The 25,758-nt window shown below is 65.1% G+C and carries 25 protein-coding genes and 1 pseudogene; 11 read left to right on the top strand and 15 right to left on the bottom strand.

All coding sequences use genetic code 11. The features are described 5' to 3' along the window. Positions 1 to 7: 7 nt before the first annotated feature. Together rpoZ and K2O50_RS26080 are read right to left on the bottom strand one after the other, a co-directional pair. Positions 8 to 271: a DNA-directed RNA polymerase subunit omega gene (gene rpoZ / locus K2O50_RS26085; RefSeq protein ID WP_008091595.1), complete on the bottom strand. Its 264-nt coding sequence runs from the start codon at positions 269 to 271 to the stop codon at positions 8 to 10. 278 nt (positions 272 to 549) lie between these two features. Further along, complete coding sequence (locus K2O50_RS26080; RefSeq protein WP_050707535.1) at positions 550 to 1,425, bottom strand: LysR family transcriptional regulator; 876 nt, start codon at positions 1,423 to 1,425, stop codon at positions 550 to 552. A gap of 208 nt (positions 1,426 to 1,633) precedes the next feature. On the opposite strand from K2O50_RS26080, the gene K2O50_RS26075 reads away from it, so the two are divergent. The 3 genes from K2O50_RS26075 (at position 1,634) to K2O50_RS26065 (ending at position 5,449) form a co-directional block, all read left to right on the top strand. Then, positions 1,634 to 3,016, top strand: coding sequence for a glutamine synthetase family protein (locus K2O50_RS26075; RefSeq protein WP_050707534.1), 1,383 nt, complete (start codon positions 1,634 to 1,636; stop codon positions 3,014 to 3,016). Between the two features lie 4 nt (positions 3,017 to 3,020). Continuing rightward, positions 3,021 to 3,794 carry a gamma-glutamyl-gamma-aminobutyrate hydrolase family protein gene (locus K2O50_RS26070; protein WP_050707533.1) on the top strand — a complete coding sequence of 258 codons (774 nt, stop codon included), beginning with the start codon at positions 3,021 to 3,023 and terminating at the stop codon, positions 3,792 to 3,794. Positions 3,795 to 3,907: 113 nt separating this feature from the next. Then, positions 3,908 to 5,449, top strand: a complete 1,542-nt coding sequence (locus tag K2O50_RS26065) for an APC family permease (RefSeq protein ID WP_050707532.1) — start codon at positions 3,908 to 3,910, stop codon at positions 5,447 to 5,449. A gap of 135 nt (positions 5,450 to 5,584) precedes the next feature. Here K2O50_RS26065 and gmk read toward each other — a convergent pair whose 3' ends face one another. Both gmk and K2O50_RS26055 read right to left on the bottom strand, forming a co-directional pair. After that, a complete protein-coding gene (gene gmk, locus K2O50_RS26060) occupies positions 5,585 to 6,205 on the bottom strand; it encodes a guanylate kinase (RefSeq protein WP_050707531.1) in 621 nt (206 codons plus the stop codon). A 13-nt stretch (positions 6,206 to 6,218) separates the two neighbouring features. Then, the gene (locus K2O50_RS26055) at positions 6,219 to 7,082 is read right to left on the bottom strand and encodes a YicC/YloC family endoribonuclease (RefSeq protein ID WP_050707530.1); all 864 of its coding nucleotides are present in this window, start codon (positions 7,080 to 7,082) and stop codon (positions 6,219 to 6,221) included. Positions 7,083 to 7,306: 224 nt separating this feature from the next. On the opposite strand from K2O50_RS26055, the gene rph reads away from it, so the two are divergent. Then, entirely contained in the window at positions 7,307 to 8,029 is a 723-nt protein-coding gene (gene rph / locus K2O50_RS26050; RefSeq protein WP_009681991.1) for a ribonuclease PH, read from the top strand. Between the two features lie 61 nt (positions 8,030 to 8,090). Here the strand turns inward: rph and K2O50_RS26045 are convergent, their stop codons facing one another. Beyond that, positions 8,091 to 8,870 carry an exodeoxyribonuclease III gene (locus K2O50_RS26045; protein WP_028689942.1) on the bottom strand — a complete coding sequence of 260 codons (780 nt, stop codon included), beginning with the start codon at positions 8,868 to 8,870 and terminating at the stop codon, positions 8,091 to 8,093. An 80-nt stretch (positions 8,871 to 8,950) separates the two neighbouring features. On the opposite strand from K2O50_RS26045, the gene pyrE reads away from it, so the two are divergent. Then, positions 8,951 to 9,592: an orotate phosphoribosyltransferase gene (pyrE, locus tag K2O50_RS26040; protein WP_050707529.1), complete on the top strand. Its 642-nt coding sequence runs from the start codon at positions 8,951 to 8,953 to the stop codon at positions 9,590 to 9,592. Between the two features lie 55 nt (positions 9,593 to 9,647). Here the strand turns inward: pyrE and K2O50_RS26035 are convergent, their stop codons facing one another. The 5 genes and pseudogenes from K2O50_RS26035 to coaBC all read right to left on the bottom strand — a co-directional run bounded on the left by K2O50_RS26035 (position 9,648) and on the right by coaBC (position 14,108). Continuing rightward, the gene (locus K2O50_RS26035; RefSeq protein ID WP_050707528.1) at positions 9,648 to 9,857 is read right to left on the bottom strand and encodes a hypothetical protein; all 210 of its coding nucleotides are present in this window, start codon (positions 9,855 to 9,857) and stop codon (positions 9,648 to 9,650) included. A gap of 134 nt (positions 9,858 to 9,991) precedes the next feature. Further along, the gene (gene argB / locus K2O50_RS26030) at positions 9,992 to 10,897 is read right to left on the bottom strand and encodes an acetylglutamate kinase (RefSeq protein ID WP_050707527.1); all 906 of its coding nucleotides are present in this window, start codon (positions 10,895 to 10,897) and stop codon (positions 9,992 to 9,994) included. Between the two features lie 30 nt (positions 10,898 to 10,927). Beyond that, a pseudogene (locus K2O50_RS26025) lies at positions 10,928 to 12,301 on the bottom strand (phosphomannomutase/phosphoglucomutase); the annotation flags it as partial. A 134-nt stretch (positions 12,302 to 12,435) separates the two neighbouring features. Continuing rightward, complete coding sequence (gene dut, locus K2O50_RS26020; RefSeq protein ID WP_050707525.1) at positions 12,436 to 12,891, bottom strand: dUTP diphosphatase; 456 nt, start codon at positions 12,889 to 12,891, stop codon at positions 12,436 to 12,438. 5 nt (positions 12,892 to 12,896) lie between these two features. Then, complete coding sequence (coaBC, locus tag K2O50_RS26015; RefSeq protein ID WP_050707524.1) at positions 12,897 to 14,108, bottom strand: bifunctional phosphopantothenoylcysteine decarboxylase/phosphopantothenate--cysteine ligase CoaBC; 1,212 nt, start codon at positions 14,106 to 14,108, stop codon at positions 12,897 to 12,899. 127 nt (positions 14,109 to 14,235) lie between these two features. Between coaBC and radC the strand changes: the two genes are divergently transcribed. Further along, the gene (gene radC / locus K2O50_RS26010; RefSeq protein WP_050707523.1) at positions 14,236 to 14,916 is read left to right on the top strand and encodes a RadC family protein; all 681 of its coding nucleotides are present in this window, start codon (positions 14,236 to 14,238) and stop codon (positions 14,914 to 14,916) included. 113 nt (positions 14,917 to 15,029) lie between these two features. Here the strand turns inward: radC and K2O50_RS26005 are convergent, their stop codons facing one another. Next, entirely contained in the window at positions 15,030 to 16,619 is a 1,590-nt protein-coding gene (locus K2O50_RS26005; protein ID WP_050707522.1) for an ABC transporter substrate-binding protein, read from the bottom strand. A gap of 371 nt (positions 16,620 to 16,990) precedes the next feature. On the opposite strand from K2O50_RS26005, the gene rpmB reads away from it, so the two are divergent. Then, positions 16,991 to 17,227 (top strand): 50S ribosomal protein L28, encoded by a 237-nt coding sequence (rpmB, locus tag K2O50_RS26000; RefSeq protein WP_003258972.1) that lies wholly within the window; start codon positions 16,991 to 16,993, stop codon positions 17,225 to 17,227. Between the two features lie 10 nt (positions 17,228 to 17,237). Then, positions 17,238 to 17,393: a 50S ribosomal protein L33 gene (rpmG, locus tag K2O50_RS25995; RefSeq protein WP_003253507.1), complete on the top strand. Its 156-nt coding sequence runs from the start codon at positions 17,238 to 17,240 to the stop codon at positions 17,391 to 17,393. Positions 17,394 to 17,488: 95 nt separating this feature from the next. Here rpmG and K2O50_RS25990 read toward each other — a convergent pair whose 3' ends face one another. After that, entirely contained in the window at positions 17,489 to 17,848 is a 360-nt protein-coding gene (locus K2O50_RS25990) for a cupin domain-containing protein (protein ID WP_050707521.1), read from the bottom strand. A gap of 196 nt (positions 17,849 to 18,044) precedes the next feature. Between K2O50_RS25990 and K2O50_RS25985 the strand changes: the two genes are divergently transcribed. Together K2O50_RS25985 and K2O50_RS25980 are read left to right on the top strand one after the other, a co-directional pair. After that, complete coding sequence (locus K2O50_RS25985; protein WP_050707520.1) at positions 18,045 to 19,538, top strand: aldehyde dehydrogenase; 1,494 nt, start codon at positions 18,045 to 18,047, stop codon at positions 19,536 to 19,538. A gap of 102 nt (positions 19,539 to 19,640) precedes the next feature. Next, positions 19,641 to 20,780, top strand: coding sequence for an MFS transporter (locus K2O50_RS25980; protein ID WP_186712304.1), 1,140 nt, complete (start codon positions 19,641 to 19,643; stop codon positions 20,778 to 20,780). A gap of 70 nt (positions 20,781 to 20,850) precedes the next feature. Here the strand turns inward: K2O50_RS25980 and K2O50_RS25975 are convergent, their stop codons facing one another. After that, positions 20,851 to 22,401: a phospholipase D family protein gene (locus tag K2O50_RS25975; protein WP_050707518.1), complete on the bottom strand. Its 1,551-nt coding sequence runs from the start codon at positions 22,399 to 22,401 to the stop codon at positions 20,851 to 20,853. Between the two features lie 60 nt (positions 22,402 to 22,461). Further along, the gene (locus K2O50_RS25970; protein WP_050707517.1) at positions 22,462 to 23,892 is read right to left on the bottom strand and encodes a PLP-dependent aminotransferase family protein; all 1,431 of its coding nucleotides are present in this window, start codon (positions 23,890 to 23,892) and stop codon (positions 22,462 to 22,464) included. 177 nt (positions 23,893 to 24,069) lie between these two features. Between K2O50_RS25970 and K2O50_RS25965 the strand changes: the two genes are divergently transcribed. Beyond that, positions 24,070 to 24,300: a DUF1127 domain-containing protein gene (locus K2O50_RS25965; protein ID WP_050707516.1), complete on the top strand. Its 231-nt coding sequence runs from the start codon at positions 24,070 to 24,072 to the stop codon at positions 24,298 to 24,300. 159 nt (positions 24,301 to 24,459) lie between these two features. Here K2O50_RS25965 and K2O50_RS25960 read toward each other — a convergent pair whose 3' ends face one another. After that, positions 24,460 to 25,752, bottom strand: a complete 1,293-nt coding sequence (locus tag K2O50_RS25960) for an FAD-binding oxidoreductase (protein ID WP_050707515.1) — start codon at positions 25,750 to 25,752, stop codon at positions 24,460 to 24,462. Between the last annotated feature and the right edge of the window lie 6 nt (positions 25,753 to 25,758).

Raw genomic sequence — 25,758 nt, 5'->3', positions numbered from 1 at the left:
GCATCAATCAGACGGCCTCGTTGTTCTCGTCCTCGAACGCGGCGAATACCGGATCCTCGGTGACGATCTCTTCGGCGGCGATGAACTCTGGAGTGACGATGCCTTCGGCGATTTCACGCAGGGCGACGACGGTCGGCTTGTCGTTTTCCCACGCAACGCGTGGCTCTTTGCCGCCGGTAGCCAGCTGGCGGGCGCGCTTGGTCGAGAGCATGACCAGCTCAAAGCGGTTATCCACGTGTTCCAGGCAGTCTTCAACAGTTACGCGGGCCATGGTCTTCCTCAGTAGCAAATGCGGTAGGCGTGCGCCCAGAATGGGCAGGCGGACTCGATAGTTTAAAAAATCACCAGCCAATAGGGAAGGGCTGTTTTGTCGGGTGTGCCTGTGGCGCTTCTATCGCGGGGCAAGCCCGCTCCCACGTTCCCCGTTTCGGGGACACATTCGTGGGAGCGGGCTTGCCCCGCGATAGGGCCGATCCAGACGACTGGAGCCCACCGCCGATGCCCGACAATAGCCTGCCGTCCATCGCCGACACAACCGCCCCTGACGCGTTAACGCAACATTGCGTCGCGCAGGCGCGGGGTCAGCTCCTCGAACAGCGTCTGCACCGAGCGCAGGGCGCGGCAATCGGGTCGGGTCAGCAACCACAACTGCGTGTCACAGCCAGGCAGCGGGCCGCTCAGCGCCTCGACGCCGGGCAGGTCGTGGACCATGTAGTCGGGCAGTGCCGCCACGCCCAGGCCGGTGGTCACCAGTTGGGCGATGGTCGACATGCCGCTGCACTGGTAGCGCGGAATCAGCCCCGGGTGATGCTGGTTGCGCCAGACCACCGTGGCGTGGTCCTGCATGGAGTCGTCGGGGGCGATCCATGGCACGCTGGCGGCGGATTCCTGCAGGCGCTCGCGCAGCGTCGGCAGGCCGCAGACCACGTAGGAGGTCGAGCCCAGGCAGCGGCCGACGAGGTGTTCCGGCGGCGTGTTGGTCAGGCGCAGGGCGATGTCGGCATCGCGGCGGCTGAGGTTGGCAAAGGTGTTGGAGGTGCCCATTTCCAGCGACAGCGCCGGGTAGTTGGGCATGAACTCGGCCAGCGCCGGCAGCAGCAGGCTGTGCAGCACCGCCTCGGTGCAGGTCAGGCGCACGGTGCCGCTGACCACCTGCTCGCCGCTGGTCAGGGCGATGCGCGCCGCGTCCAGCGCCTGTTCGGCGCGCTCCGCCTGCTCGGCCAGGGCCTGGGCGGTGTCGGTGGGCAGGTAGCCCTTGCGGCTCTTGACGAACAGCGCGGTGCCCAGCGCCGACTCCAGTCGGCGGATCGAACGGAAGACCGTGGAAACGTCGACCTTGAGCAGTTCGGCGGCCTTGGCCAGGGAGCGGCCACGCTCCAGTGCCAGGACCAGGGCGAGGTCCGCATGGTTGATCTGATATTGCATCGATGCACGCTCTGCTTGCCGAAATGCCAATGTCTGTTGCGTTGGGGCCATTTTATAGTGAAACGGCCCCCGGGAATCAATGCAGCCGGTCGGCAATCAGCCCCCCACGATGGGCCAGTGAAAAGAACAACAGCAGCACCATCGTCGCCTTTCGAGGCGTCATCCGCAGTTCCCCACATCGCCGCTCCGAATCAAAGGATGTACAGCCATGACGTCGGTCTCCCCGTGCGCCAGTTCTTCCCGCGAGATGAATGAGTTCCTGGATGCCCATCCGGATACCCAGTACGTCGACCTGCTGATCTCCGACATGAACGGGGTGGTGCGCGGCAAGCGCATCGAGCGCGCCAGCCTGCACAAGGTGTACGAGAAGGGCATCAACCTGCCGGCCTCGCTGTTCGCCCTGGACATCAACGGCTCGACCGTCGAAAGCACGGGCCTTGGCCTGGACATCGGCGACGCCGACCGCATCTGTTTCCCGATTCCCGGCACGCTCTGCGACGAGCCGTGGCAGAAGCGTCCGACCGCGCAGTTGCTGATGACCATGCACGAGCTGGATGGCGCGCCGTTCTTCGCCGATCCGCGCGAGGTGCTGCGCCAGGTGGTGAGCCGTTTCGACGACCTGGGCCTGGATATCTGCGCCGCGTTCGAGCTGGAGTTCTACCTGATTGACCAGGACAACCTCAACGGCCGTCCGCAGCCGCCGCGCTCGCCGATTTCGGGCAAGCGCCCGCAGTCGACCCAGGTGTACCTGATCGACGACCTCGACGAGTACGCCGACTGCTTGCAGGACATGCTCGAAGCCGCCAAGGAGCAGGGCCTGCCCGCCGACGCCATCGTCAAGGAAAGCGCCCCGGCGCAGTTCGAGGTCAACCTGCACCACGTCGCCGATCCTTTGAAGGCCTGCGACTACGCGATCCTGCTCAAGCGCCTGATCAAGAACGTCGCCTATGACCACGAGATGGACTCGACCTTCATGGCCAAGCCCTATCCGGGCCAGGCGGGCAACGGCCTGCACGTGCACATCTCGCTGCTGGACAAGAAGACCGGCAAGAACATCTTCGCCCACGACGATCCGCTGCAGAGCGAGACCCTGCGCCACGCCATCGGCGGCGTGCTGGAGACCATGCCGGCGTCGATGGCGTTCCTGTGCCCGAACATCAACTCCTACCGCCGTTTCGGCGCCCAGTTCTACGTGCCCAACGCGCCGAGCTGGGGCCTGGACAACCGCACCGTGGCGGTCCGCGTGCCGACCGACAGCAGCGAGAACGTGCGCATCGAGCACCGCGTGGCCGGTGCCGACGCCAACCCGTACCTGATGCTCGCGGCGATCCTTGCCGGTATCCACCACGGCCTGACCAACAAGGTCGAGCCGGACGCGCCGATCGAAGGCAACTCGTACGAGCAGCTGGAGCAGAGCCTGCCGAACAACCTGCGCGACGCCCTGCGCGCGCTGGACGACAGCGAAGTCCTCAACCAATACATCAGCCCGGACTACATCGACATCTTCGTGGCCTGCAAGGAGAGCGAGCTGGCCGAGTTCGAAGTGTCGATCTCCGACCTCGAGTACAACTGGTACCTGCACACGGTATAAGCCCATGAGCGCAATTGCGGTCCCCTTGATCGGTGTCAGCGCCTGCCGCCAGCAGGTGGGGAAGAACTCGTCGCACACGGTGGGCGACAAGTATGTCGAGGCCGCGGGCTTTGCCGGGCTGCCGCTGATCCTGCCGGCGCGTGATGGCGGCAGCGACACCCAGGCGCTGCTGGCCCGGCTCGATGGCATTCTTTTTACCGGTTCGCCTTCAAATGTCGAGCCGCATCATTACAATGGCGCCCCCAGCGCGGAAGGTACCCGACACGATCTTGCACGTGATCGCCTGACCTTGCCGCTGCTGCAGGCGGCCATTGCCGCCGGTGTGCCGGTGTTGTGCATCTGCCGTGGCTTCCAGGAACTGAACGTGGCCCTTGGCGGCAGCCTGCACCAGCGCGTGCAGGAACTGCCCGGCTACCTGGACCACCGCGAACCTGAGGACGCACCCCTGGAGGTGCAATACGGCCCTCGTCATCCCGTCGCGGTCACCGCGGGCGGGTTGTTCGAGCGCCTGGGCCTGGCTGCGCAGTTCGAGGTCAACTCGCTGCACAGCCAGGGCATCGACCGCCTGGCCCCGGGCCTGCGTGTCGAGGCACGGGCCCCGGATGGCCTGATCGAAGCGGTGTCGATGCCTGATGCGCCGGGCTTTGTAGTCGGCGTGCAGTGGCACCCTGAATGGCGTTTCGCCGAAAACCCGGTCTCGCTGCGCTTGTTCGAGGCGTTCCGCGAGGCTTGCATTGCCCATGCTGCTCGGGAGGGTGTGCGTCAGGAAACACGCTGACGTTAGCCGAAGGTCCAGGATGACCGTGCCCCCACCACGAGCTTTCAATGAGTGAAAGCGGGCCCTCTACGGCGGGCCTGTGAGAACAATTCCAATAGTTACGGCACAGACTCATGAATGAATACACAGAAGCCGGACGCCCACCCGACGCGGCGTCCGACTCGGGCAACACCCAGCGCAGCAAGGGCCTGGCCAAGGGCCGCCTCGGCCTGCTGGCCAGCGTCGTGCTGGGCATTTCCACCATCGCCCCGGTCTACACCCTGACCGGCGCGCTCGGCCCGACCGTGCGCGAAGTCGGCGCCCACCTGCCGGCGGTGTTCATCGTCGGCTTCCTGCCGATGCTGCTGGTGGCCCTGGGTTACCGCGAGCTGAACTCGGCCGAGCCCGACAGCGGCACCTCCTTCACCTGGTCGGCCCGGGCCTTCGGTCCGATGATCGGCTGGATCGGCGGCTGGGGGCTGGTGGTCGCCACCACCATCGTGCTGTCCAACCTGGCGGGCGTGGCGGTGGACTTCTTCTACCTGTTCCTGGCCCAGATCACCGGCAACCAGGAGCTGGCGGCGCTGGCGGACAACCTGTTGGTCAACGTCACCACCTGTTGTGTGTTCATCGCCCTGGCGGTGTGGATCTGCTGTCGCGGCATGGCCACCACCATGACCGTGCAGTACGGCCTGGTGGCCTTGCAGCTGCTGGTGCTGATCGGCTTCGCCTTCGCCGCCTTCGGCGAGACGACGGCGCCGCCACCGCTGGCATTCGATCTTGCCTGGTTCAACCCGTTCGGCGTCGAGTCGTTCTCGGCGTTCGCCGCGGGCCTGTCGTTGTCGATCTTCATCTTCTGGGGTTGGGACGTGTGCCTGACCGTCAGCGAGGAGTCGATCGGCAGTGAGGAAGTGCCGGGCAAGGCCGCCACCTGGACGGTGTTGCTGATCCTTGGCCTGTACCTGCTCACCGCCATCGCCACCCTGCAGTTTGCCGGGATCAGCGAGGATGGCCTGGGCCTGGGCAACCCGCGCATCCAGGAGAACGTGTTCGCCCACCTGGCCGGCCCGGTCATGGGGCCGTTGGCAATCCTGATGTCGATCGCGGTGCTGGCCAGCACCGCGGCCTCGCTGCAGTCGACCTTCGTCTCGCCGGCGCGCACCCTGCTCGCCATGGGTTACTACGGCGCCGTGCCGCAGCGCTTCGCCACGGTCTGCCCGCGTTCGCAGACGCCGCGCTACGCAACCATCTGTGCCGGTATCGCCGCGGGCCTGTTCTACGTGACCATGCGTACCTTGAGCGAGAACGTGCTGGCGGACACCATCACCGCCCTGGGCATGATGATCTGCTTCTATTACTCGCTGACCGCGTTCGCTTGCGTGTGGTACTTCCGCCGCAGCCTGTTCGACAGCGTGCGCCACTTCTTCATGCGCGGCGTCTGCCCGCTGGTGGGTGGGGTGATCCTGTCGGTGATCTTCGTGCGCACGGCGATCGACAGCGCTTCGCCGGACTTCGGCAGCGGCTCGCATGTGGGCGGGTTGGGGCTGGTATTCGTGATCGCGGCGATCATCTCGGCACTGGGGATCGTGCTGATGATGCTGTCGCGGTTGCGGGCGCCTGCGTATTTCCTGGGGGCGACCCTGCGTCAGCAGGCGACCATTCAGTTGCAGGAATGACGCATGGGGGCGCTCTGCGCCCCTTTCGCGGCACAAGGCCGCTCCTACAGGCGATCGCGTCAATTTGGACTGATGCGATCACCTGTAGGAGCGGCCTTGTGCCGCGAAAGGGCCTCGTAGAGGCCCCGGCAATCTTCAGCCGATCAGTTGTTCCAGCAGCTCACCATGGCGCTGTTGCTGCTTCTTCAGCAGCAGGCGATTGGCCTTGAACACGGTTTTCAACTCTTCCAGCGCCACGTCGAAGTCGTCATTGATGATGACGTACTCATACTCGTCGTAGTGCACCATTTCGCTGACCGCTTCCTTCATACGCCCGGCGATGATCTCCTCGCTGTCCTGCCCGCGGCCATCCAACCGTTGACGCAGGGCCTCCTGGCTTGGCGGCAGGATGAAGATCGAACGCGCCTCGGGCATCAGCTTGCGCACCTGCTGGGCGCCTTGCCAGTCGATCTCCAGGATCAGGTCATAGCCCTGGTCGAGGGTTTCCTGCAGGGCGCTGCGCGACGTGCCGTAGAAGTTGCCGAACACTTCGGCGTGCTCGAGGAAGTCGCCTTGGGCGATCAATGCCTTGAATTCCTCGTGAACGACGAAGTGGTAGTTCACTCCGTGCTCCTCGCCCGGACGCATGGCGCGGGTGGTGTGGGAGACCGAGACGCGCACGTTGGCGTCGTCCTTGATCAGGGCCGTGACCAGGCTGGTCTTGCCGGCGCCGGACGGGGCCGAAACGATGTAGAGGGTGCCGCTGCTGTGATTCATGGTAGGGGTGGCCTTACTCGATATTCTGTACTTGTTCACGCATCTGTTCGATCAGCACCTTCAGGTTGACCGCCGCTTGCGTGCTGCGCGGGTCGAAGGCCTTGGAGCCGAGGGTGTTGGCTTCGCGGTTGAGCTCCTGCATCAGGAAGTCCAGGCGCCGGCCGGCGGCGCCGCCGGACTTGAGCACCCGGCGCACCTCGGTGACGTGGGTGCTGAGGCGGTCCAGCTCCTCGGCAACGTCGCTCTTCTGCGCCAGCAGGACCATTTCCTGCTCCAGGCGCTGCGGATCGAGCTCGGCCTTCATGTCGCCGAAGCGATCGAGGACCTTCTGCCGTTGCGCGGCCAGCATCTGCGGCACCAGGGTGCGCAGGGTGGCGACTTCGCCGGCCATGCTGTCCAGGCGCTCGTTGATCAGCCGGGCCAGTTCGGCGCCTTCGCGCTCACGGCCCGCCTTGAGTTCGGCCAGCGCCTCGTCGAACAGGGTGATGGCTTCGGCATTGAGCGCCTGCGGATCGTTGGCGTCGGCCACCAGCACGCCTGGCCAGGCCAGCACTTCCAGCGGGTTGAGCGGCGCCGGCTGCTTGATCAGGCCGGCGACGGTCTCGGCGGCGGCGACCAGTTGCGCGGCGCGCTCGCGGTCGACCTGCAACGGCTTGCCGGCGTTGTCCTCGCTCAGGCGCAGGGTGCACTCGACCTTGCCGCGGGACAGGCCCTGGCGCAGGCCCTCGCGTACCGCGCCTTCGAGGTCGCGCAGCGCCTCGGGCAGGCGCAGGTGGGGTTCCAGATAGCGGTGGTTGACCGAACGCAGCTCCCAGACCAGGGTGCCTTGGCTGCCAGCGCGCTCGACACGAGCAAAAGCGGTCATGCTATGCACCATGGGGAGTACCTCGCGTATTCAGGTGAACGGGGAGCCTGTCGGCTGCAAGGCGCAGGATTGTAGCGCAGTGCGGCCCGGGCGCCCAATCCACCCATGCTACCGGCCCTCTTCTGGCCTGTCGGAAAAGGCGACAGGCTGCGCGGGTACGACGACAGGCGTGCCTTCGGCGGGCGGCGGGCTCTATAATGCTCGGCAGATTCAAAGTCCCGGTACAGGTATCCCAGATGAAACGTCCAAGTGGTCGCGCCGCCGATCAGCTCCGCTCGATCCGCATTACCCGCAACTACACCAAGCACGCCGAGGGATCGGTACTGGTCGAGTTCGGTGACACCAAGGTCATCTGCACGGTCAGCGTCGAGAATGGTGTTCCCCGCTTCCTCAAAGGTCAGGGCCAAGGCTGGCTCACCGCCGAATACGGCATGCTGCCGCGTTCGACCGGCGAGCGTAACCAGCGCGAGGCCAGCCGCGGCAAGCAAGGTGGCCGCACCCTCGAAATCCAGCGCCTGATCGGCCGCTCCCTGCGCGCCGCGCTGGACATGAGCAAGCTCGGCGACATCACCCTGTACGTCGACTGCGATGTGATCCAGGCCGACGGCGGCACCCGCACCGCCTCGATCACCGGCGCCATGGTCGCCCTGTGCGACGCCCTGGCGGTGATCAAGAAGCGTGGCGGCCTCAAGGGCGGCAACCCGCTCAAGCACATGATCGCCGCGGTGTCGGTGGGCATGTACCAGGGCGAGGCCGTGCTCGACCTCGACTACCTCGAGGACTCCGCCGCCGAGACCGACCTGAACGTGGTCATGACCAGCGCCGGTGGCTTCATCGAAGTGCAGGGCACCGCCGAGGGCGCGCCGTTCCAGCCAGAGGACTTCAACGCCATGCTGGCGCTGGCGCAGAAGGGCATGACCGAGATCTTCGAACTGCAGCAGGCCGCATTGGCTGACTGACAGTTCCTGTAGACACGAAAAAGCCGACATCAATGTCGGCTTTTTCGTGTCTGGGCAGCACTCAGATGGTCAGCGTCCAGTCGTAGTCCACGATCAGCGGCGCATGCTGGGAGAAGCGCGGCTGGCGTGGCAGACGGGCGTTGCGCACGAAGCGGCGCAGGCCTGGGGTGAGGATCTGGTAGTCGAACCGGTAACCCAGGTTGAGCATCTCGGCCTGCTCGTTGTCCGGCCACCAGCTGTACTGGTCGCCTTCGCGGCTGACTTCGCGCAGGGCGTCGACATAACCCATGTCGCCGACGATGGCGTCCATCCAGGCGCGTTCCGGCGGCAGGAAGCCGACCGACTGCTGGCTGTCGCGCCAGTTCTTGATGTCGAGCTTCTGCTGCGCCACGTAGAACGAGCCGCAGTAGATGTATTCGCGACGCTTGCGACGCTGCTTGTCCAGGTACTTGGCGAAGTCGTCCATCAACTTGAACTTCTGGTTCAAGTCTTCGTCGCCGTGCATGCCCGAAGGCAGCAGCAGGCTGGCAATACTGACTTTGTCGAAATCTGCTTGCAGATAACGCCCGTAGCGGTCGGCTGTCTCGAAGCCCAGGCCGGTGATGACTGCCTTGGGCTGCATGCGCGAGTACAGTGCCACGCCACCTTGGGTGGGCACCTCCGCGTCGCAGGCGTAAAGGAAATAGCCATCGAGCTGGAAAGCTGGGTCGTCGAGTTCAAAGGCCGAGGCGCGGGTATCCTGAAGGCAGATGACGTCGGCATTCTGGGCTTGCAGCCAGCTGAGCAATCCACGCTCGGCCGCAGCCTGAATGCCATTTACGTTCACACTGATGATCCGCATAAATGGCCCCAAAAATCTCGTGCGTGTATGATACCCGAGCTCAACACATTTAGCTAAATCCGTGGTGTCCGGGACCTTTCATGCAGCCGTATCAGCGCGACTTCATCCGTTTTGCCATCGATCGCGGCGTTCTGCGCTTCGGTGAGTTCACCCTGAAATCGGGGCGTACCAGCCCGTACTTCTTCAATGCCGGCCTGTTCAACACAGGTTCCGCGCTGGCCCAGCTGGGGCGTTGCTACGCGGCGGCCATCGTCGACAGCAAGATCCCCTTCGACGTGCTGTTCGGCCCGGCCTACAAGGGCATTCCCCTGGCGGCGGCCACCGCCGTGGCCCTGGCCGAACAGCACCAGCTCGACATGCCGTGGTGCTTCAACCGCAAAGAGGCCAAGGATCACGGCGAGGGCGGCAGCCTGGTCGGCGCCCCGCTGGCCGGTGACGTGCTGATCATCGACGATGTGATCACCGCCGGCACCGCGATCCGCGAGGTCATGCAGATCATCAACGCCCAGCAGGCCAAGGCCGCTGGCGTGCTGATCGCGCTGAACCGCGAAGAGCGCGGCAATGGCGAGCTGTCGGCGATCCAGGAAGTCGAACGCGACTTCGGCATTCCCGTGGTCAGCATCGTCTCGCTGACCCAGGTGCTGGAATTCCTGGCTGACGATCCTCAGCTCAAGCAGCACCTGCCGGCGGTCGAGGCGTACCGCGCGCAGTACGGCATCTGAGACGTTGGCAGCACGAAAAAGGCGACCTGATGGTCGCCTTTTTCATGTCCGCGTGTCAGCGGCCGTTAGGGTAAGGGTCGCGCACCGCGTCGCCCTGCCCGCTGAGGATCTTCCAGCCGCGCAGCGGATGGGTCATGGGCTTGAAGTGGGGGCAGGGTGGCAGTGAGGTCTTGCTCTGGTTGGAATACTTGTGGCCGCAATCCGCGCAGGCATAGGTGCCAGCGGAAACGTCGCTGCCATATTTGACCAGGTTTTTTTGCGTCATGGATGAATCTCCTTGTAGGGAGATTCCATGCTAGTAGCGATTCTTGGGCGGCGGTTGTAGTACCGGTCCCGCTTTGGTGTGGGAAATTTCCCGGCAGAAAGCAAGCGCGCCTCTGATCGAGGCGCGCTTGTGCATCAGCGCTGCTTGCGGTTGGTGATCAGGGTACCCACGCCGCTGTCGGTGAAGATCTCCAGCAGCACGGCATTCGGCACGCGACCGTCGATGATGTGCGAGCTGTTGACGCCGCCCTGGACTGCGTCCAGCGCGCATTTGATCTTCGGCAGCATGCCGCCGTAGATGGTACCGTCGGCGATCAGTTCGTTGACCTGCTCGGTGGTCAGTCCGGTGAGGACCTCGCCCTGCTTGTCCATCAGGCCGGCGATGTTGGTCAGCAGCATCAGCTTCTCGGCCTTCAGCGCCTCGGCCACCTTGCCGGCCACCAGGTCGGCGTTGATGTTGTAGGACTCGCCGTTGGCGCCCACGCCGATCGGTGCGATCACCGGAATGAAGTCGCCCTTGACCAGCATGTTCAGCAGGTCGGTGTTGACGCTCACGACCTCGCCGACATGGCCGATGTCGATGATTTCCGGGGTGGTCATCTCCGGGGTCTGGCGGGTGACGGTCAGCTTCTTGGCGCGGATCAGCTCCGCGTCCTTGCCGGTCAGGCCGATGGCGCTGCCACCGTGGCGGTTGATCAGGTTGACGATGTCCTTGTTCACCTGGCCGCCCAGGACCATCTCCACCACATCCATGGTCGCAGCGTCAGTGACGCGCATGCCGTCGATGAAGTGGCTGTCGATCGACAGGCGTTTGAGCAGGTCGCCGATCTGCGGCCCGCCACCGTGCACCACCACCGGGTTGATGCCCACGGCCTTCATCAGCACGATGTCACGGGCGAAGCCGGTCTTGAGCTCCTCGCTCTCCATCGCGTTGCCGCCGTACTTGATCACCAGGGTCTTGCCGACGAAGCGGCGGATGTAAGGCAGTGCTTCGGACAAAACCTCGGCTACATGGGAAGCGGCATCGCGATCGAGGGTCATGCAGGGCTCCAGGTAAGGAACGTAAAGTCGTCAGAACGGCAGTTGCAGGCCGGGTTGGACCCGCAGCAACTGCGTGCGGAATACAGCCTTGATTCGGTCGAGCTCTGCCGCGCTGTCGGCCTCGAAGCGCAGCACCAGCACCGGCGTGGTGTTGGAGGCGCGGACCAGGCCCCAGCCGTGGGGGTAGTCGACCCGCACACCGTCGATGGTGGTCAGGTTGGCTTCGCCCCAGTCGGCGTCGCGTTGCAGTGCATCAATGATGCTGAATTTACCCTCGTCGGTCACATCAATATTGATTTCCGGCGTGGAAATATCGTCCGGGAACGCCGCGAACAGGCTTTCGGCGTCCTGGCCCGCCTTGCTGAGGATCTCCAGCAGGCGCGCAGCGCTGTAGATGCCGTCGTCGAAACCGTACCAGCGCTCCTTGATGAAGATGTGACCACTCATCTCGCCGGCCAGCAGCGAGCCGGTCTGCTTCATCTTCTTCTTGATCAGCGAATGGCCGGTCTTCCACATCAGTGCGCGGCCACCGTGCTGTTCGATCAGCGGGGTCAGGCGGCGGGTGCACTTGACGTCGAAGATGATCTCGGCGCCTGGGTTGCGCGACAGCACGTCCTGGGCGAACAGCATCAGCAGGCGGTCCGGGTAGACGATGCTGCCCGTGTTGGTCACCACGCCCACACGGTCACCGTCGCCATCGAAGGCCAGGCCGATGTCGGCACCGGTTTCCTTGACCTTGGCAATCAGGTCTTCGAGGTTTTCCGGCTTGCCCGGGTCCGGGTGGTGGTTGGGGAAGTTGCCATCCACCTCGCAGAACAGCGGAATCACTTCGCAGCCCAGGGCTTCGATCAGTTGCGGGGCGATGACGCCGGCCGCGCCGTTGCCGCAGTCCACCACCACCTTGAGCGGCTTGGCCAGCTTCACGTCGGCGACGATCTGCTGGAAGTAGCGCTCGAGGATCTCGACCTTCTGCACGCTGCCTTCGGCACGGGTCAGGTCGTTGGTTTTCAGGCGGGTCAGCAGCGCCTGGATCTGCTCGTTGGCCAAGGTGTCGCCAGCGATGACGATCTTGAAGCCGTTGTAGTCAGACGGGTTGTGGCTGCCGGTGAGCATCACCCCGGACTTGCCGGCGAGCACGTTGGCGGCGAAGTACAGCGCCGGGGTCGGCACCAGGCCGACATCGCTGACTTGGCAACCGGCGTCAGCCAGGCCCTTGATCAGTTGCTCGACCAGCATCGGGCCGGACAGGCGGCCATCACGGCCGACCGAAATCTGTGGCTCGCCCTGGGCGAGGGTCTGGGCGCCGATGGCGCGACCGATCCAGTAGGCGGTCTCGGCATGCAGGGTCTTGCCGACCACGCCGCGGATGTCATAGGCGCGGAAGATGCTGTCGGGCAGTGCGGGGACCAGCTGGGCCATGTCGTTCATCTCTGGGGACTCCATAAGTCAAAGGCTTCTGGGCAAGCGCAAACTGAACGCTTGGACGGCGGTTTCGCCAGAGAGTTCGCCATCCATGGCCCGAGCGGTCTGCTGTCGGCTCAGCGGGTGCCGGAGTGACCGAAGCCGCCGGCACCGCGCTGGGTCTCGTCGAACTGCTCGACGATGTCGAAGTGCGCCTGCACCACCGGCACCAGGATCAGCTGGGCGATGCGCTCGCCGACGGTGATGGTGAACGGCGTGTTGCCGCGGTTCCAGCAGGAGACCATCAGCTCGCCCTGGTAGTCCGAGTCGATCAGGCCGACCAGGTTGCCCAGCACGATGCCGTGCTTATGGCCCAGGCCCGAGCGCGGCAGGATCATGGCCGCCAGGCCCGGGTCGCCGATGTACACCGACAGGCCGGTGGGGATCAGCAGGGTCTGGCCCGGCTCGAGGACGGTGTCCTCCTTGAGCAGGGCGCGCAGGTCCAGGCCGGCGGAGCCGGGGGTGGCGTACTGCGGCAGGGGGAATTCGGTGCCCAGGCGTGGGTCGAGGATCTTGGCTTGAAGAGCGTGCATGTAACTTATTGAACCTGGTTGAGCCGTTCGGCGATGAAGGCAACCAGCTGGCGGGCGATCTTGCCCTTGCTGGTCTGCGCGAAGAGGGTCTGGTGCTGCTGGCGGTCGATCACGGTCAGTGCATTTTCCTCGCTGTTGAAGCCGATGCTGGGGTTGGCCACATCATTGGCGACGATCAGGTCGAGGTTCTTGTCCTTGAGCTTGCGCGTGGCGTAGTCGAGCAGGTGCTCGGTTTCGGCGGCGAAGCCCACGCTGAACGGGCGATCAGGCCGACCGGCAATGGTCGCAAGGATATCGGGATTGCGCACCATCTGCAGCAGCATGCCGTCGCCTGTGGTGGGATCCTTCTTGAGCTTCTGTGGGGCGACGACTTCCGGGCGGTAGTCCGCGACCGCGGCCGAGGCGATGAACAGGTCGCAGGGCATGGCCGCCTCGCAGGCCGCGAGCATGTCCCGCGCGCTGACCACGTCGATGCGGCTGACCCGGTCGGGCGTCTGCAGGTGCACGGGGCCGGTGACGAGGGTCACCCGGGCCCCGGCTTCGGCGGCGGCCTCGGCCAGGGCGAAGCCCATCTTCCCTGAACTATGGTTGGTGATGTAGCGCACCGGGTCGATGTTTTCTTGGGTCGGCCCGGCGGTAATCAGTACGTGCTTGCCGGTCAGGGCCTGGCGCTTGAAGCTCTCGGCGGCGCACCAGGCCAGGTCCGTGGCCTCGAGCATGCGGCCCAGGCCGACGTCGCCACAGGCCTGGCTGCCGGAGGCCGGGCCGAACACCTGGATGCCGCGACTTTTGAGCAGCTCGAGGTTGGCCTGGGTGGCCGGGTCGCGCCACATGGCCTGGTTCATCGCCGGGGCGACGGCCACGGTGGCGTCGGTGGCCAGCACCAGGGTGGTCAGCAGGTCGTCGGCCATGCCCTGGGCCATGCGCGCCATCAGGTCGGCGGTGGCCGGGGCGATCAGCACCAGGTCGGCCCATTTGGCCAGCTCGATATGGCCCATGGCTGCTTCGGCGGCGGGGTCGAGCAGGTCCATGTGCACCGGGTGGCCGGACAGCGCCTGCAGCGTGAGCGGGGTGATGAACTCGGCGCCACCACGGGTCATGACCACGCGCACCTGCGCGCCGTGTTCCAGGAGTCGGCGAATCAGCTCGGCGCTCTTGTAGGCGGCGATGCCGCCACCCACGCCGAGAACGATGCGCTTGCGATACAACCGCTGCATAGGCCTTGCCTTATTCCAGTGAAAGCGGGCGGCGACGATAGCTGCCTGCGGCAGATCGTCGCATTTTCGAAGCGAACTAGATTAACACAGCGCCCAAAAGGGCCGTAGTGGCAGGCGAGGAGGGGAAATGAACATCAGGGAGTGGCCGGCTGAGGAGCGGCCGAGAGAAAAGCTGTTGCAACGGGGCGCGTCGGTCCTTTCGGACGCGGAGTTGCTGGCCGTGCTGCTGGGCTCGGGGGTTGCCGGGCGCAATGTGCTCGATCTCGCCCGTGGCCTGTTGGCGAAGTTCGGCGGGCTTCGGCAGTTCCTCGAGGCGGACCGCGCCAAGGTGCTGCGCGAGCCAGGCCTGGGGCCGGTGCGGTATGCGCAGTTGCAGGCGTTGTTGGAGATCGGCAGGCGCTATCTGGACGAACACATCGAGCGTGCGTCGGTCCTGGAGAGTCCGGCCTCGGTGCGGCGCTATCTCAAGTCAATGCTGCGGCACGAGTCCAGCGAGGTGTTTGGCTGCCTATTTCTGGACACCAAGCACCGACCGTTGGCGTTCGAGATTCTGTTCCGCGGCACCATCGACCGCGCGAGCATCTATCCCCGCGAGGTCGTGCGCCGGTCCTTGCTGCACAACGCGGCGGCGCTGATCCTCTGTCATAACCATCCGTCGGGCAATTGCGAGCCGAGCCAGGATGACGTGCATCTGACGTTGATGCTCAAGCGCTCGCTGGCGCTAATCGATGTGCGGGTGATGGACCATGTCATCGTCGGCGATGGCGAGCCGTTGTCGATGCTCGAGCATGGGTGGTTGGCAGGTTAGTCGTGGGCAAGCTGCACCGGCCCTTTCGCGGGTAAACCCGCTCCCACAGGATTTGCGCGTTACCTGTGGGAGCGGGTTTACCCGCGAAGGGGTCGGTTCAGGTTGCGCATACGTCAACGGCTGACGGCGATCTTGCTGAAATCCTGCCGCCCGAACGGACTCACCTGATAACCCTCGACCCCTTTGTGCAGCAGCGCCGCCGCCGTCGGATGCGCCAGTGGCAGCCACAGCGCCTGCTGCTGGATCAGCGTCTGCGCCTGCTGGTACAGGCGGCTGCGCACGCTCTGGTCGTTGGTGGTGCGCCCGGCATTGATCAACTGGTCCAGGCGGCTGTCGCAGAAGCGCGCGAAGTTGGTCCCGGACTTGACCGCCGCGCAGGCAAATTGCGGGCTGAGGAAGTTGTCCGGATCGCCGTTGTCGCCGGCCCAGCCCATGAACAGCAGGTCGTGCTCGCCGGCCTTGGCGCGGCGGATCAGCTCGCCCCATTCGATGGTGCGGATCTCGGCCTTGATGCCGACCTTGGCCAGGTCCGCCTGGAGCATCTGCGCGCCGAGGCTGGGGTTGGGGTTGAGCAGGCTGCCCGCCGGTCGGGTCCAGATCGTGGTTTCGAAGCCCTTGGCCAGGCCGGCCTTGGCCAGCAGCGCCTTTGCCTTCTTCTGGTCCAGGGCATAGCCGGGCAGGTCCTTGGCGTAGCTCCAGGTGTTCGGCGGATAGGGGCCGTTGGCGGCGGTGGCGGTGTCTTCGAACACCGCCTTCAGGTAGGCGGCCTTGTCGAAGGCCAGGTTGATCGCCTGGCGTACCTCGGGTTTGTCCAGTGGCGGGTGCTGGCTGTTGATGGCGACGAAGGCGGTCATGAACGCCGGTGTGGTCACCACTTTCAGGTTGCCGTCCTTGCCGGCCTCGGCGATGTCCAGTGGCTTGGGCGACAGGGCCACCTGGCACTCGCCGCGCTTGAGCTTCTGCAGGCGCACGTTGGCGTCCGGGGTGATGGCGTAGATCAGCGGGTCGACGGACGGCTTGCCGGCGAAGTACTCGGGGTTGGCGCGCAAGCGCACCACGGCGTCTTTCTGGAAGCGCTGGAAGACGAACGGCCCGGTCCCCACCGGCTGGCTGTTGAGCTTGTCCGGGGTGCCGGCCTTGAGCAGCTTGTCGGCGTACTCGGCGGAGTAGATCGAGGCGAAGCCCATGCTCAGGGTGGCCAGGAAGGTGGCGTCGGCGTGGGTCAGGGTGAAGCGCACGGTGTGCGGGTCGGGTGCGTCGATCGCCTTGATCAGGCTGCCCAGCTGCAGCGACTGGGCGTGCGGGTAGCCGCCCGGGGCGGTCTTGTGCCAGGCGTGGGCCGGGTAGAGCATGCGCTGGAAGCTGAACAGCACGTCGTCGGCGTCCAGCTCGCGGCTCGGCTTGAAGTACGCCGTGGTGTGGAACTGCACGCCCTGGCGCAGCTTGAAGTCGTAGATCAGGCCATCGGCCGACACCGTCCAGCTTTCGGCCAGGCTCGGCACCACCTTGCCGAGGCCGGCGTCGAACTCGACCAGGCGGTTCATCAGCACATCGGCCGACGCATTGGTGGTGGTCAGCGAGTTGTACTGCACCACGTCGAAGCCCTCCGGGCTGGCTTCGGTGCACACCGACAGCGGTGCGGCCTGGGCCAGGCCGCCGGCGCACAGGGTGGTGAACAGGAGGGATAGGGCGGCGGCACGCATGGTGACTCCTTGGCTGGTCGGTGGCCCATCTGCCGGTGCAGTCTGGAAAATTCAGGAAATGTCCTACCCTAGTGCGGACATGGGCAAATGACCACACCCTTTCGCATTAATTCGGCGACGGGCGGTCGACAGCTTCCCGCCCCAGTCGTTATGCTGCCCGGGCGCGCTCGGCCCGACCGGAATACTCATCTTCTGTTGTTGTGGCAGAGTCTTTCTGGTATAAAGCAGCGCTCTTTTCTAGGGGCTCGGCCTGTCGCGTCAGCGGATACGGTCGATAAGACCTCCAGAATCACGGCGCCTGGCGCCAAAGACTGAGAGATTAAGCGGCCAACCCATGCCGGGTTGGGCATGTGGTTTTAGAGGGCTGAGTCATGTCGAGAGTCTGTCAAGTTACTGGTAAGGGTCCAGTAACCGGGAACAACATTTCCCACGCAAACAACAAAACCCGTCGTCGTTTCCTGCCGAACCTGCAGCACCACCGTTTCTGGGTTGAGTCCGAGAAGCGTTTCGTGCGTCTGCGCGTATCCGCCAAAGGCATGCGCGTCATTGACAAGCGTGGTATCGACGTAGTGCTGGCCGAGCTGCGCGCTCGCGGCGAAAAGTTCTAAGGAGAACGTCATGCGTGAATTGATCCGTCTGGTTTCGAGTGCCGGCACCGGCCACTTCTACACCACCGACAAGAACAAGCGCACCACTCCGGACAAGATCGAGATCAAGAAATACGATCCGGTCGTCCGCAAGCACGTGGTGTACAAGGAAGCCAAGATCAAGTAATTGATCGGCGACCTGAAAAAACCCGCTACCGCAAGGTGGCGGGTTTTTTTATGCCTGCGAATCAGCAGTCGCGGGGCTAGCCCGCTCCCACAAGGTTACTTTTGCTCGAACAGCACATAGATCTTGCGGCAGGGCTCCAGCACTTCCCAGGTGCCCTTGAAGCCGGCCGGAATGACGAACCGATCACCGGCACGCAGGGTCTTGGCGTTGCCTTCCTGGTCGCGCAGCACCGACACGCCCTGGACGATCTCGCAGTACTCGTGTTCGGTATAGCTCACCGTCCACTGGCCCACCTCGCCCTCCCAGACGCCGGCGGCGAACTGGCCGCAAGGGCTGGAATAGTGGTTGTAGACAGCCTGGTCAGGCTCGCCCTTGAGGATTTTCTCCGCCGCCGGGCGGTAGCGTTCGGCCTCGGTGAGAACCTGGGCAAAGTCGACGATACTGGCGATGCTCATGGTGATTACCCTGTTGTTGTTTAATAAAATGCACATCAGTAGGCGTTTAGGCCATTCGTGTCAAATATATTGATAGTTTGTCCGCCCTGGTTTAGGGTGTCGGATGCCGGTGTGCGTTCGTCGCCCGGCCAGAATTTCTGACAGCGCCCGTGAGTCCTCAGTGCGGCGTTGCACCTTAACAAGAGAGGAGTTTCCTATGACCACCCTGACTCGTGCGGACTGGGAACAGCGTGCCCAGCAACTGAAGATCGAAGGCCGCGCCTTCATCAACGGCGAATACACCGATGCCGCATCCGGTGAAACCTTCGACTGCCTGAGCCCGGTGGACGGACGCTTCCTGGCCAAGGTCGCCAGCTGCGACCTGGCCGACGCCAACCGCGCCGTCGACAACGCCCGCGCCGTGTTCGAATCCGGCGTCTGGTCGCGCCTGGCCCCGGCCAAGCGCAAGGCCAAGCTGATCCGCTTCGCCGACCTGCTGCGCAAGCACGTCGAGGAACTGGCCCTGCTCGAAACCCTCGACATGGGCAAGCCGATCGGTGACTCCTCCTCCATCGACATTCCGGGTGCAGCCCAGGCCATCCACTGGACTGCCGAAGCCATCGACAAAGTCTACGACGAAGTCGCCCCGACCCCGCACGATCAGTTGGGCCTGGTGACCCGCGAGCCAGTAGGCGTGGTCGGTGCCATCGTACCGTGGAACTTCCCGCTGCTGATGGCCTGCTGGAAGCTGGGCCCGGCCCTGGCCACTGGTAACTCCATCGTCCTGAAACCGTCGGAAAAGTCGCCGCTGACCGCCATCCGCATCGCCCAGCTGGCCATCGAGGCCGGTATCCCGGCGGGCGTGCTGAACGTGCTGCCAGGCTACGGCCACACCGTGGGCAAGGCCCTGGCCCTGCACATGGATGTCGATACCCTGGTGTTCACCGGCTCCACCAAGATCGCCAAGCAGTTGATGGTCTACGCGGGCGAGTCGAACATGAAGCGCGTCTGGCTGGAAGCCGGCGGCAAGAGCCCGAACATCGTCTTCGCCGACGCCCCTGACCTGCAGGCCGCCGCCGAGGCCGCCGCCAGCGCCATCGCCTTCAACCAGGGCGAGGTCTGCACCGCGGGTTCGCGCCTGCTGGTCGAGCGCTCGATCAAGGACAAGTTCCTGCCCATGGTGGTCGAGGCCCTCAAGGCCTGGAAGCCAGGCAACCCGCTGGATCCGGCGACCACCGTCGGCGCGCTGGTCGACACCCAGCAGATGAACACCGTGCTGTCGTACATCGACGCCGGTCACCAGGACGGCGCCAAGCTGCTGGCCGGTGGCAAGCGCATCCTCGAAGAGACCGGTGGCACCTATGTCGAGCCGACCATCTTCGACGGCGTGACCAACGCCATGAAGATCGCCAAGGAAGAGATCTTCGGCCCGGTGCTGTCGGTGATCACCTTCGACACCGCCGAGGAAGCCATCGCCATCGCCAACGACACGCCGTATGGCCTGGCCGCCGGCATCTGGACCGCGGACATCTCCAAGGCCCACAAGACTGCCCGTGCCGTGCGCGCCGGCAGCGTCTGGGTCAACCAGTACGACGGCGGCGACATGACCGCGCCGTTTGGTGGCTTCAAGCAGTCGGGCAACGGCCGTGACAAGTCGCTGCACGCCCTGGAGAAGTACACCGAGCTGAAGGCGACCTGGATCAAGCTGTAATCAGGTAGCGCCTTTTCGCGGGGCAAGCCCGCTCCCACGTCAGTCGTGGGAGCGGGCTTGCCCCGCGATGCTTTTTGCCAGATTTATTACCCGGAGGCCACTATGCGTTGGGGAACCTACTTTGCCGTGCTGGCGTCGGTGCTCAGTGTCGGGCTTGCCCTCGGCGTGAGCATGCCGCTGGTGTCCTTGCGCCTGGAGGGCTGGGGCTACGGCGGGTTCGCCATCGGCGTGATGGCGGCGATGCCGGCGCTGGGCGTGCTGGTGGGGGCCGCGGTAGCCAGTCGTCTGGCCGGTTGGGTCGGCGTGCCTGCGGCCATGCGCCTGTGCTTGTGGGGCGGCGCGGTATCCATTGCCCTGGTGGCGCTGCTGCCCAGCTACCCCTTGTGGCTGCTGCTGCGCCTGATGATCGGCATGTCGCTGACCGTGGTGTTCATCCTCGGCGAAAGCTGGATCAACCAACTGGTGGTCGAGCAGTGGCGCGGGCGGCTGGTGGCGCTGTATGGCAGCAGCTATGCCCTGAGCCAGCTGGCCGGGCCGCTGGTGCTGGGTTTCCTCGGCTCGGACGACGACTTCGGTTTCTGGGCCGCGACCGGCCTGCTGCTGGTTGCGCCTTTGATTTTGCTGGGTCGGGGAGGGGCGCCGACCACCGAGGCGTGCAGCGTGACCTTCAGTGACCTGTTCGGCTTCTGCCGACGATTGCCGGTGATCGCCTGGGCCATCGCGCTGTTCGCGGCGTTCGAGGCGATGATCCTGACGTTGCTGCCGGTGTACTGCCTGCAGCAAGGGTTCACCACGGAGGTGGCGTTGTTCATGGTCAGCACCGTGGTGGTGGGTGACGCGGTTCTGCAATTGCCGATTGGCGCCCTGGCCGACCGCATGTCGCGGCGCACGTTGTTCAGTGGCTGCGCGCTGACCTTGCTGGTTTCCAGCCTGGCGATCCCCTTGCTGTTGCACACACCGGTGATCTGGCCGCTGTGGGTGCTGTTCGGTGCCAGTGCGGGTGGCTTGTTCACCCTGTCGCTGGTGCTGATTGGCGAACGCTACCGGGATGATGAGCTGGTGCGGGCCAATGCCCATGTGGCGCAGCTGTGGGGCATCGGTTGCCTGCTTGGGCCGTTGCTGGCCGGGGCGGGGAGCCAGTGGATCAGCGGGCATGCGCTGCCGTTGCTGATGGCGGTGGGGGCGGCGGGGTTGGTGCTGCTGACCCGGCGGCGGGATGCCTTCGAGCCGGCGTCGGCCTGATCGATGGTAGTCGCGGGGGCAAGCCCGCTCCCACGACCGGCGTGGGAGCGGGCTTGCCCCGCGATGCGTTCTACAACATCTTCTCCAGCCCGACCGCCTTGCTGATCCAGGCATTGAAGCGTCGCCATATCCCTCCGGGCTCGGTCACCAGCACATGCCGCTGGCCGTTGTCCTCGGTCGCCCAGACCAGTTTCCCGTCCACCAGCTTCACCTCGTAGCTCAGCGCCGGAGCCATGCCCTGCACGGCCAGGTCGCGGGTGTATTCGGCCAGCTCCGGGCTGTCCACCAGCACCCCGACCTCGGTGTTCCACAGTACCGAGCGCGGGTCGAAGTTGAACGAACCGATGAAGGTCTTGCGCCGGTCGAACACCATGGCCTTGCTGTGCAGGCTCGAATCGGAGCTGCCATGCAAGCCCAGGCGTGGCCGAGGGGCGCCGGGCTGGCGGCGCAGCTCGTAGAGTTGCACGCCATGCTCGAGCAGGGCGCGGCGGTAGGGCGCGTAGCCACCGTGCACGGCAGGTACGTCGGTGGCTTCAAGGGCGTTGGTCAGCAGTTTCACCGAGGTGCCGGCGTCGGCGCGGCTGGTCAGGTACAGCAGCCCCGGTTCGCCCGGGACAAAGTAGGCCGAGACCAGGATCAGTTCCTTGTGCACACCGTTCAGTTCCGGAGCCAACTGTCGGCTCATCAGCAATCGTGGATCCGGCTCGTCGTCCGCCAGCACCTTGCTTGGGGCATCCCACAAGGCTTGGCTGTGGGCCCAGATCAGCTCGTTGCGCCATACGTCCAGGCGCGGCTGCGACTGGTAGGCCATCAGGCGGTCGTACAGCGCCTTGCGCTCGACCCGCGCCTCGGCCAGCGACACCTCCAGGCGCTGGCGGCTGGCGAACAGGTCGTCGGCATCGGGCTGGCGCCAGAGGAAGTCGCTGATGGGGCGGCTCAGGGCGCTGTTCCAGTACTGGTCGAAACTGTGGCCGAGCTGCTCGGCCACCGGGCCCACGCCGAGCAGGTCGATGTCGGTGAAGTTGAGATTGGGCTCGGCGTCGAAGTACTCGTCGCCCAGGTTGCGACCGCCGACGATAGCCATGCTGTTGTCCACCAGGAACAGCTTGTTGTGCATGCGCCGGTGCTGGCGCGACAGGTTGAACAGCCGCCCCACGGCGCGGGTGACGCCGGTGCTGCGCCCCAGGTGCAGCGGGTTGAACACACGGATGTGGATGTTCGGGTGGGCGGCGAGGGTGCCCATCAGGCTGTCCAGGCCATCGCTGGTGGTGTCGTCGAGCAGGATGCGCACGCGTACGCCGCGGTCGGCAGCGCGCAGCAGTTCGTGGACCAGGGCGCGGGTACTGAGGCCGTCATGGACGATGTAGTACTGCAGGTCGATGCTTGTCCGGGCGTTGCGGATCAGCTCGGCGCGGGCGCGGAACGCCTCGTTGCTGTTGGGCAGCAGGCGGAAGCCTGAGCGTCCTTCATAGGGCGCGGCCTGGCGCTGCACTGAGCGGCCGAACGCCGAGTCGCCGGCCGGCAGGGCCTGGCTGACTTCACGGGGCGTGCCGACGCTGGCACAACCCGTCAGGCCGAGCAGCAGTATCAACAGCAGAGGCAAGGCTCGCTGGAGTCTCAAGGGTGGATCGTCCTGTGCAGCAAGGGCTTATGGGGTTGGACAACGGCAGGCGGCGCAACGTTACCCGTCGCCGTGCTCGGCCTCCAGTAGACGAAGGGCGGTTTCACCGACCTTGCGCACGGCGGCTTCGATCTGCGCCGTGGGCCGGGCGGCGAAGTTCATGCGCAGGCAGTTGCGGTACTTGCCCGAGGCCGAGAAGATGCTGCCCACGGCAATCTGCACGCCCTGCTCCAGTAAAGCGCGGTTCAGGCGCAGCGTATCGAAACTTTCCGGCAATTCAACCCACAGCATAAAGCCACCCTGCGGGCGGCTGGCGCGGGTGCCCGGCGGGAAGTGGCGGGTCACCCAGTCGCACATCTGGTCGCGGCCGCGCTGGTACTGGCTGCGCATGCGCCGCAGGTGCGGCTGGTAGTGGCCTTCGGCGATGAAGTCGGCAATCGCCAGCTGCGGTTGGCAGGCGGTGCTGCCGGTGCTGATGTACTTCATGTGCAGCACCCGCTCCAGGTAGCGCCCAGGGGCTACCCAGCCGACCCGCAGGCCCGGGGCCAGGGTCTTGGAGAACGAACTGCAGAGCAGCACGCGGCCATCGTCGTCGAACGACTTGATGGTGCGCGGGCGTGGGTAGGTGTACGCCAGATCGCCATACACATCGTCCTCGAGGATCGCCACGTCGTAGCGCTGGGCGAGGGTCAGCAGGGCCTTCTTGCGTGCCTCGGGCATGATGTAGCCCATCGGGTTGTTGCAGCTTGGGGTGATCTGGATGAGCTTGATCGGCCACTGTTCAAGGGCCAGCTCCAGGGCCTCCAGGCTGATGCCGGTGATCGGGTCGGTGGGGATCTCCAGGGCTTTCATGCCCAGGCCCTTCAGTGTCTGCATGGCGCCGTGGAAGCTGGGCGAATCGACCGCGACGATGTCGCCGGGCTGGCACACCGCGCGAATGCTGCACGACAGCGCTTCGTGGCAGCCAGTGGTCACCACCAGGTCGGCCGGGCCCAGGCGGCAGCCGGAGTCGAGCATCAGCCTGGCGATCTGCTCGCGCAGCTGGGCGTTGCCGTGGATGTTGTCGTAATACAGGCCAGGCATGTCCATGCGTCGGCTGATCTGCGCCAGGCTGCGCAACAGTGGCTTGAGCGTGGGGCTGTCGACGTCGGGCATGCCGCGACCGAGCTGGATCACATCCGGGCGCGGGGTGGCGCGGACCAGTTCCAGCACCTGTTCCCACTGGGAGATATCCACAGGCCGCTGGGCGGGGCGACTGATGTCGGGCAGGGCCGGGAGCTGGCGATCCTCGGCGACGAAATAGCCGGACTTGGGCCGAGGCGATACCAGGCCGTTGTCCTCCAGCAGGCGGTAGGCCTGCTGGACGGTGCTCAGGCTCACGCCGTGCTCGACGCTCAGGGCGCGCACCGAGGGCAGGCGCTGGCCGGGGCGGTAGAGGCCTTGCTCGATACGCGAGCCGAGCAGTTCGGCGAGGTTGAGGTAGAGCGTCACGGCATACTCCTACGCGTTTGCGGGTCGATGACCGATACAGATTGTTGGAAAATACTTCATTCAACTGACTTTTTGCCAATTCTGTATGGGAATAATAAGCCTCCGTTGAGCCTGTATTGTCGAGGGCACGAGGGTGCATGCTTTCTCCACGGTATCAACTGATGGGAGAACGCAGTGATGGGTGGCTTGAGCGATGTGCGCTTGCAACTGTTGCCTGATGAGCTCGAGGCTGGGCAGCGGCCCAAGGTCTTCAATGCGCCGGCCGGCCTGAGTCGTTGGGGCCTGATGCTGCATCGCTGGCGGACCCGAAAGGCGCTGTTGCAACTGGATGATCGGCAGTTGCGCGATATCGGACTGACCTGGGAACAGGCGCGACAGGAAGGGCGCAAACCCTTCTGGAAGGATTGAGCCGATCTCCTGTAGGTGCGGCCTTGCCGAGGCGTCGGACCGGCCGGAAAGGGCTGCACAGCAGCCCCGGCAATCTTCAGTCTGATTCGAGACCCTGGGGCCGCGCTGCGGCCCTTTCGCGGCACAAGGCCGCTCCTACAGGGGTGTGCTGAATTCGACTCAAACCAGTTCCTTGAGCCGATACCAGAGCATCCCCAGTGCCAGCAGCGGCGAGCGCAGCAGCTTGCCGCCGGGGAAGGTGGTGTGTGGCACCTTGGCGAACAGATCGAAACGACCAGCCTGCTGGCCGCTGATGGCCTCGCCGAGCAGGCGCCCGGCCAGGTGGGTGGCGTTGAGTCCATGACCGGAATAGGCCTGGGCATAGTAGACGTTGGGCTGGCAGGCCAGACGGCCGATCTGCGGCAGGCGGTTGGCGCCGATGCCGATCATGCCGCCCCACTGGTAGTCGATGCGCACATCGGCCAGTTGCGGGAACACCTTGAGCATCTTCGGCCGCATGTAGGCGGCGATGTCCTGCGGGTCGCGCCCGGAGTAGTGGCAGGCGCCGCCGAACAGCAGACGCTGGTCAGCAGACAGGCGGTAGTAGTCCAGCGCCACGCGCTGGTCGCACACCGCCATGTTCTGCGGCAGCAGCTGGCGGGCGCGTTCTTCGCCCAGGGGCTCGGTGGCGATGATGTAGCTGCCAGCGGGCAGCACCTTTCCGCCCAGCTCGCGGTTGAGGTCGTTGTGGTAGGCGTTGCAGCACAGCACCAGGGTCTTGGCGCGCACCCGGCCCTGGGCGGTGTGTACCTTCACCTCGGGGCCATACTCGATGCGGGTCACTTCAGACTGCTCGTACAGGCCGACGCCCAGGCGGCTGGCCACGGCGGCTTCGCCGAGTGCCAGGTTGAGCGGGTGCAGGTGGCCCGAACCCATGTCGACCAGGCCACCGACATAGCGCTCGGAACCCACCACCGAGTGCATGTCGCCGGGCTGCACCAGGCGCAGTTCGTGACGATAACCCAGGCTGCGCAGTTCCTCGGCGTCCTCGGCGAAGCCTTCCAGTTCGGCGGGTTTGTTGGCCAGGTCGCAGTAGCCCCAGGTCAGGTCGCAGTCGATGCCATGGCGCTCGACGCGGTCGCGGACGATTTCCACGGCTTCCAGGCCCATCAGCTTCAGGCTGCGCACGCCTTCTTCACCGATCACCGGGAGAAACTGCTCGAGGCCGTGGCCGACGCCACGGATAAGCTGGCCACCGTTGCGGCCGCTGGCGCCCCAGCCAAGCTTGCGGGCTTCCAGGAGGATCACCGAGAAACCGCGCTCGGCCAGTTCGATGGCGGTGTTCAGGCCCGAGTAGCCGCCGCCGACAATGCATACGTCAGCGCTGTGCTCGCCTTGCAGGAACGGATGGTCTGGGTGTGGCGCGCTGCTGGCGGCGTAGTAGGAGGCGGCGTGCTGCGCGCTGTGGACCATGGGGCG

Origin of the sequence: Pseudomonas sp. 2hn (genome assembly GCF_019646095.1) — a bacterium.
GTDB lineage: Bacteria > Pseudomonadota > Gammaproteobacteria > Pseudomonadales > Pseudomonadaceae > Aquipseudomonas > Aquipseudomonas peradeniyensis.
The sequence above is the reverse complement of the archived record's forward strand: the minus strand, read 5'-3'. Positions and strand labels throughout refer to the sequence as shown.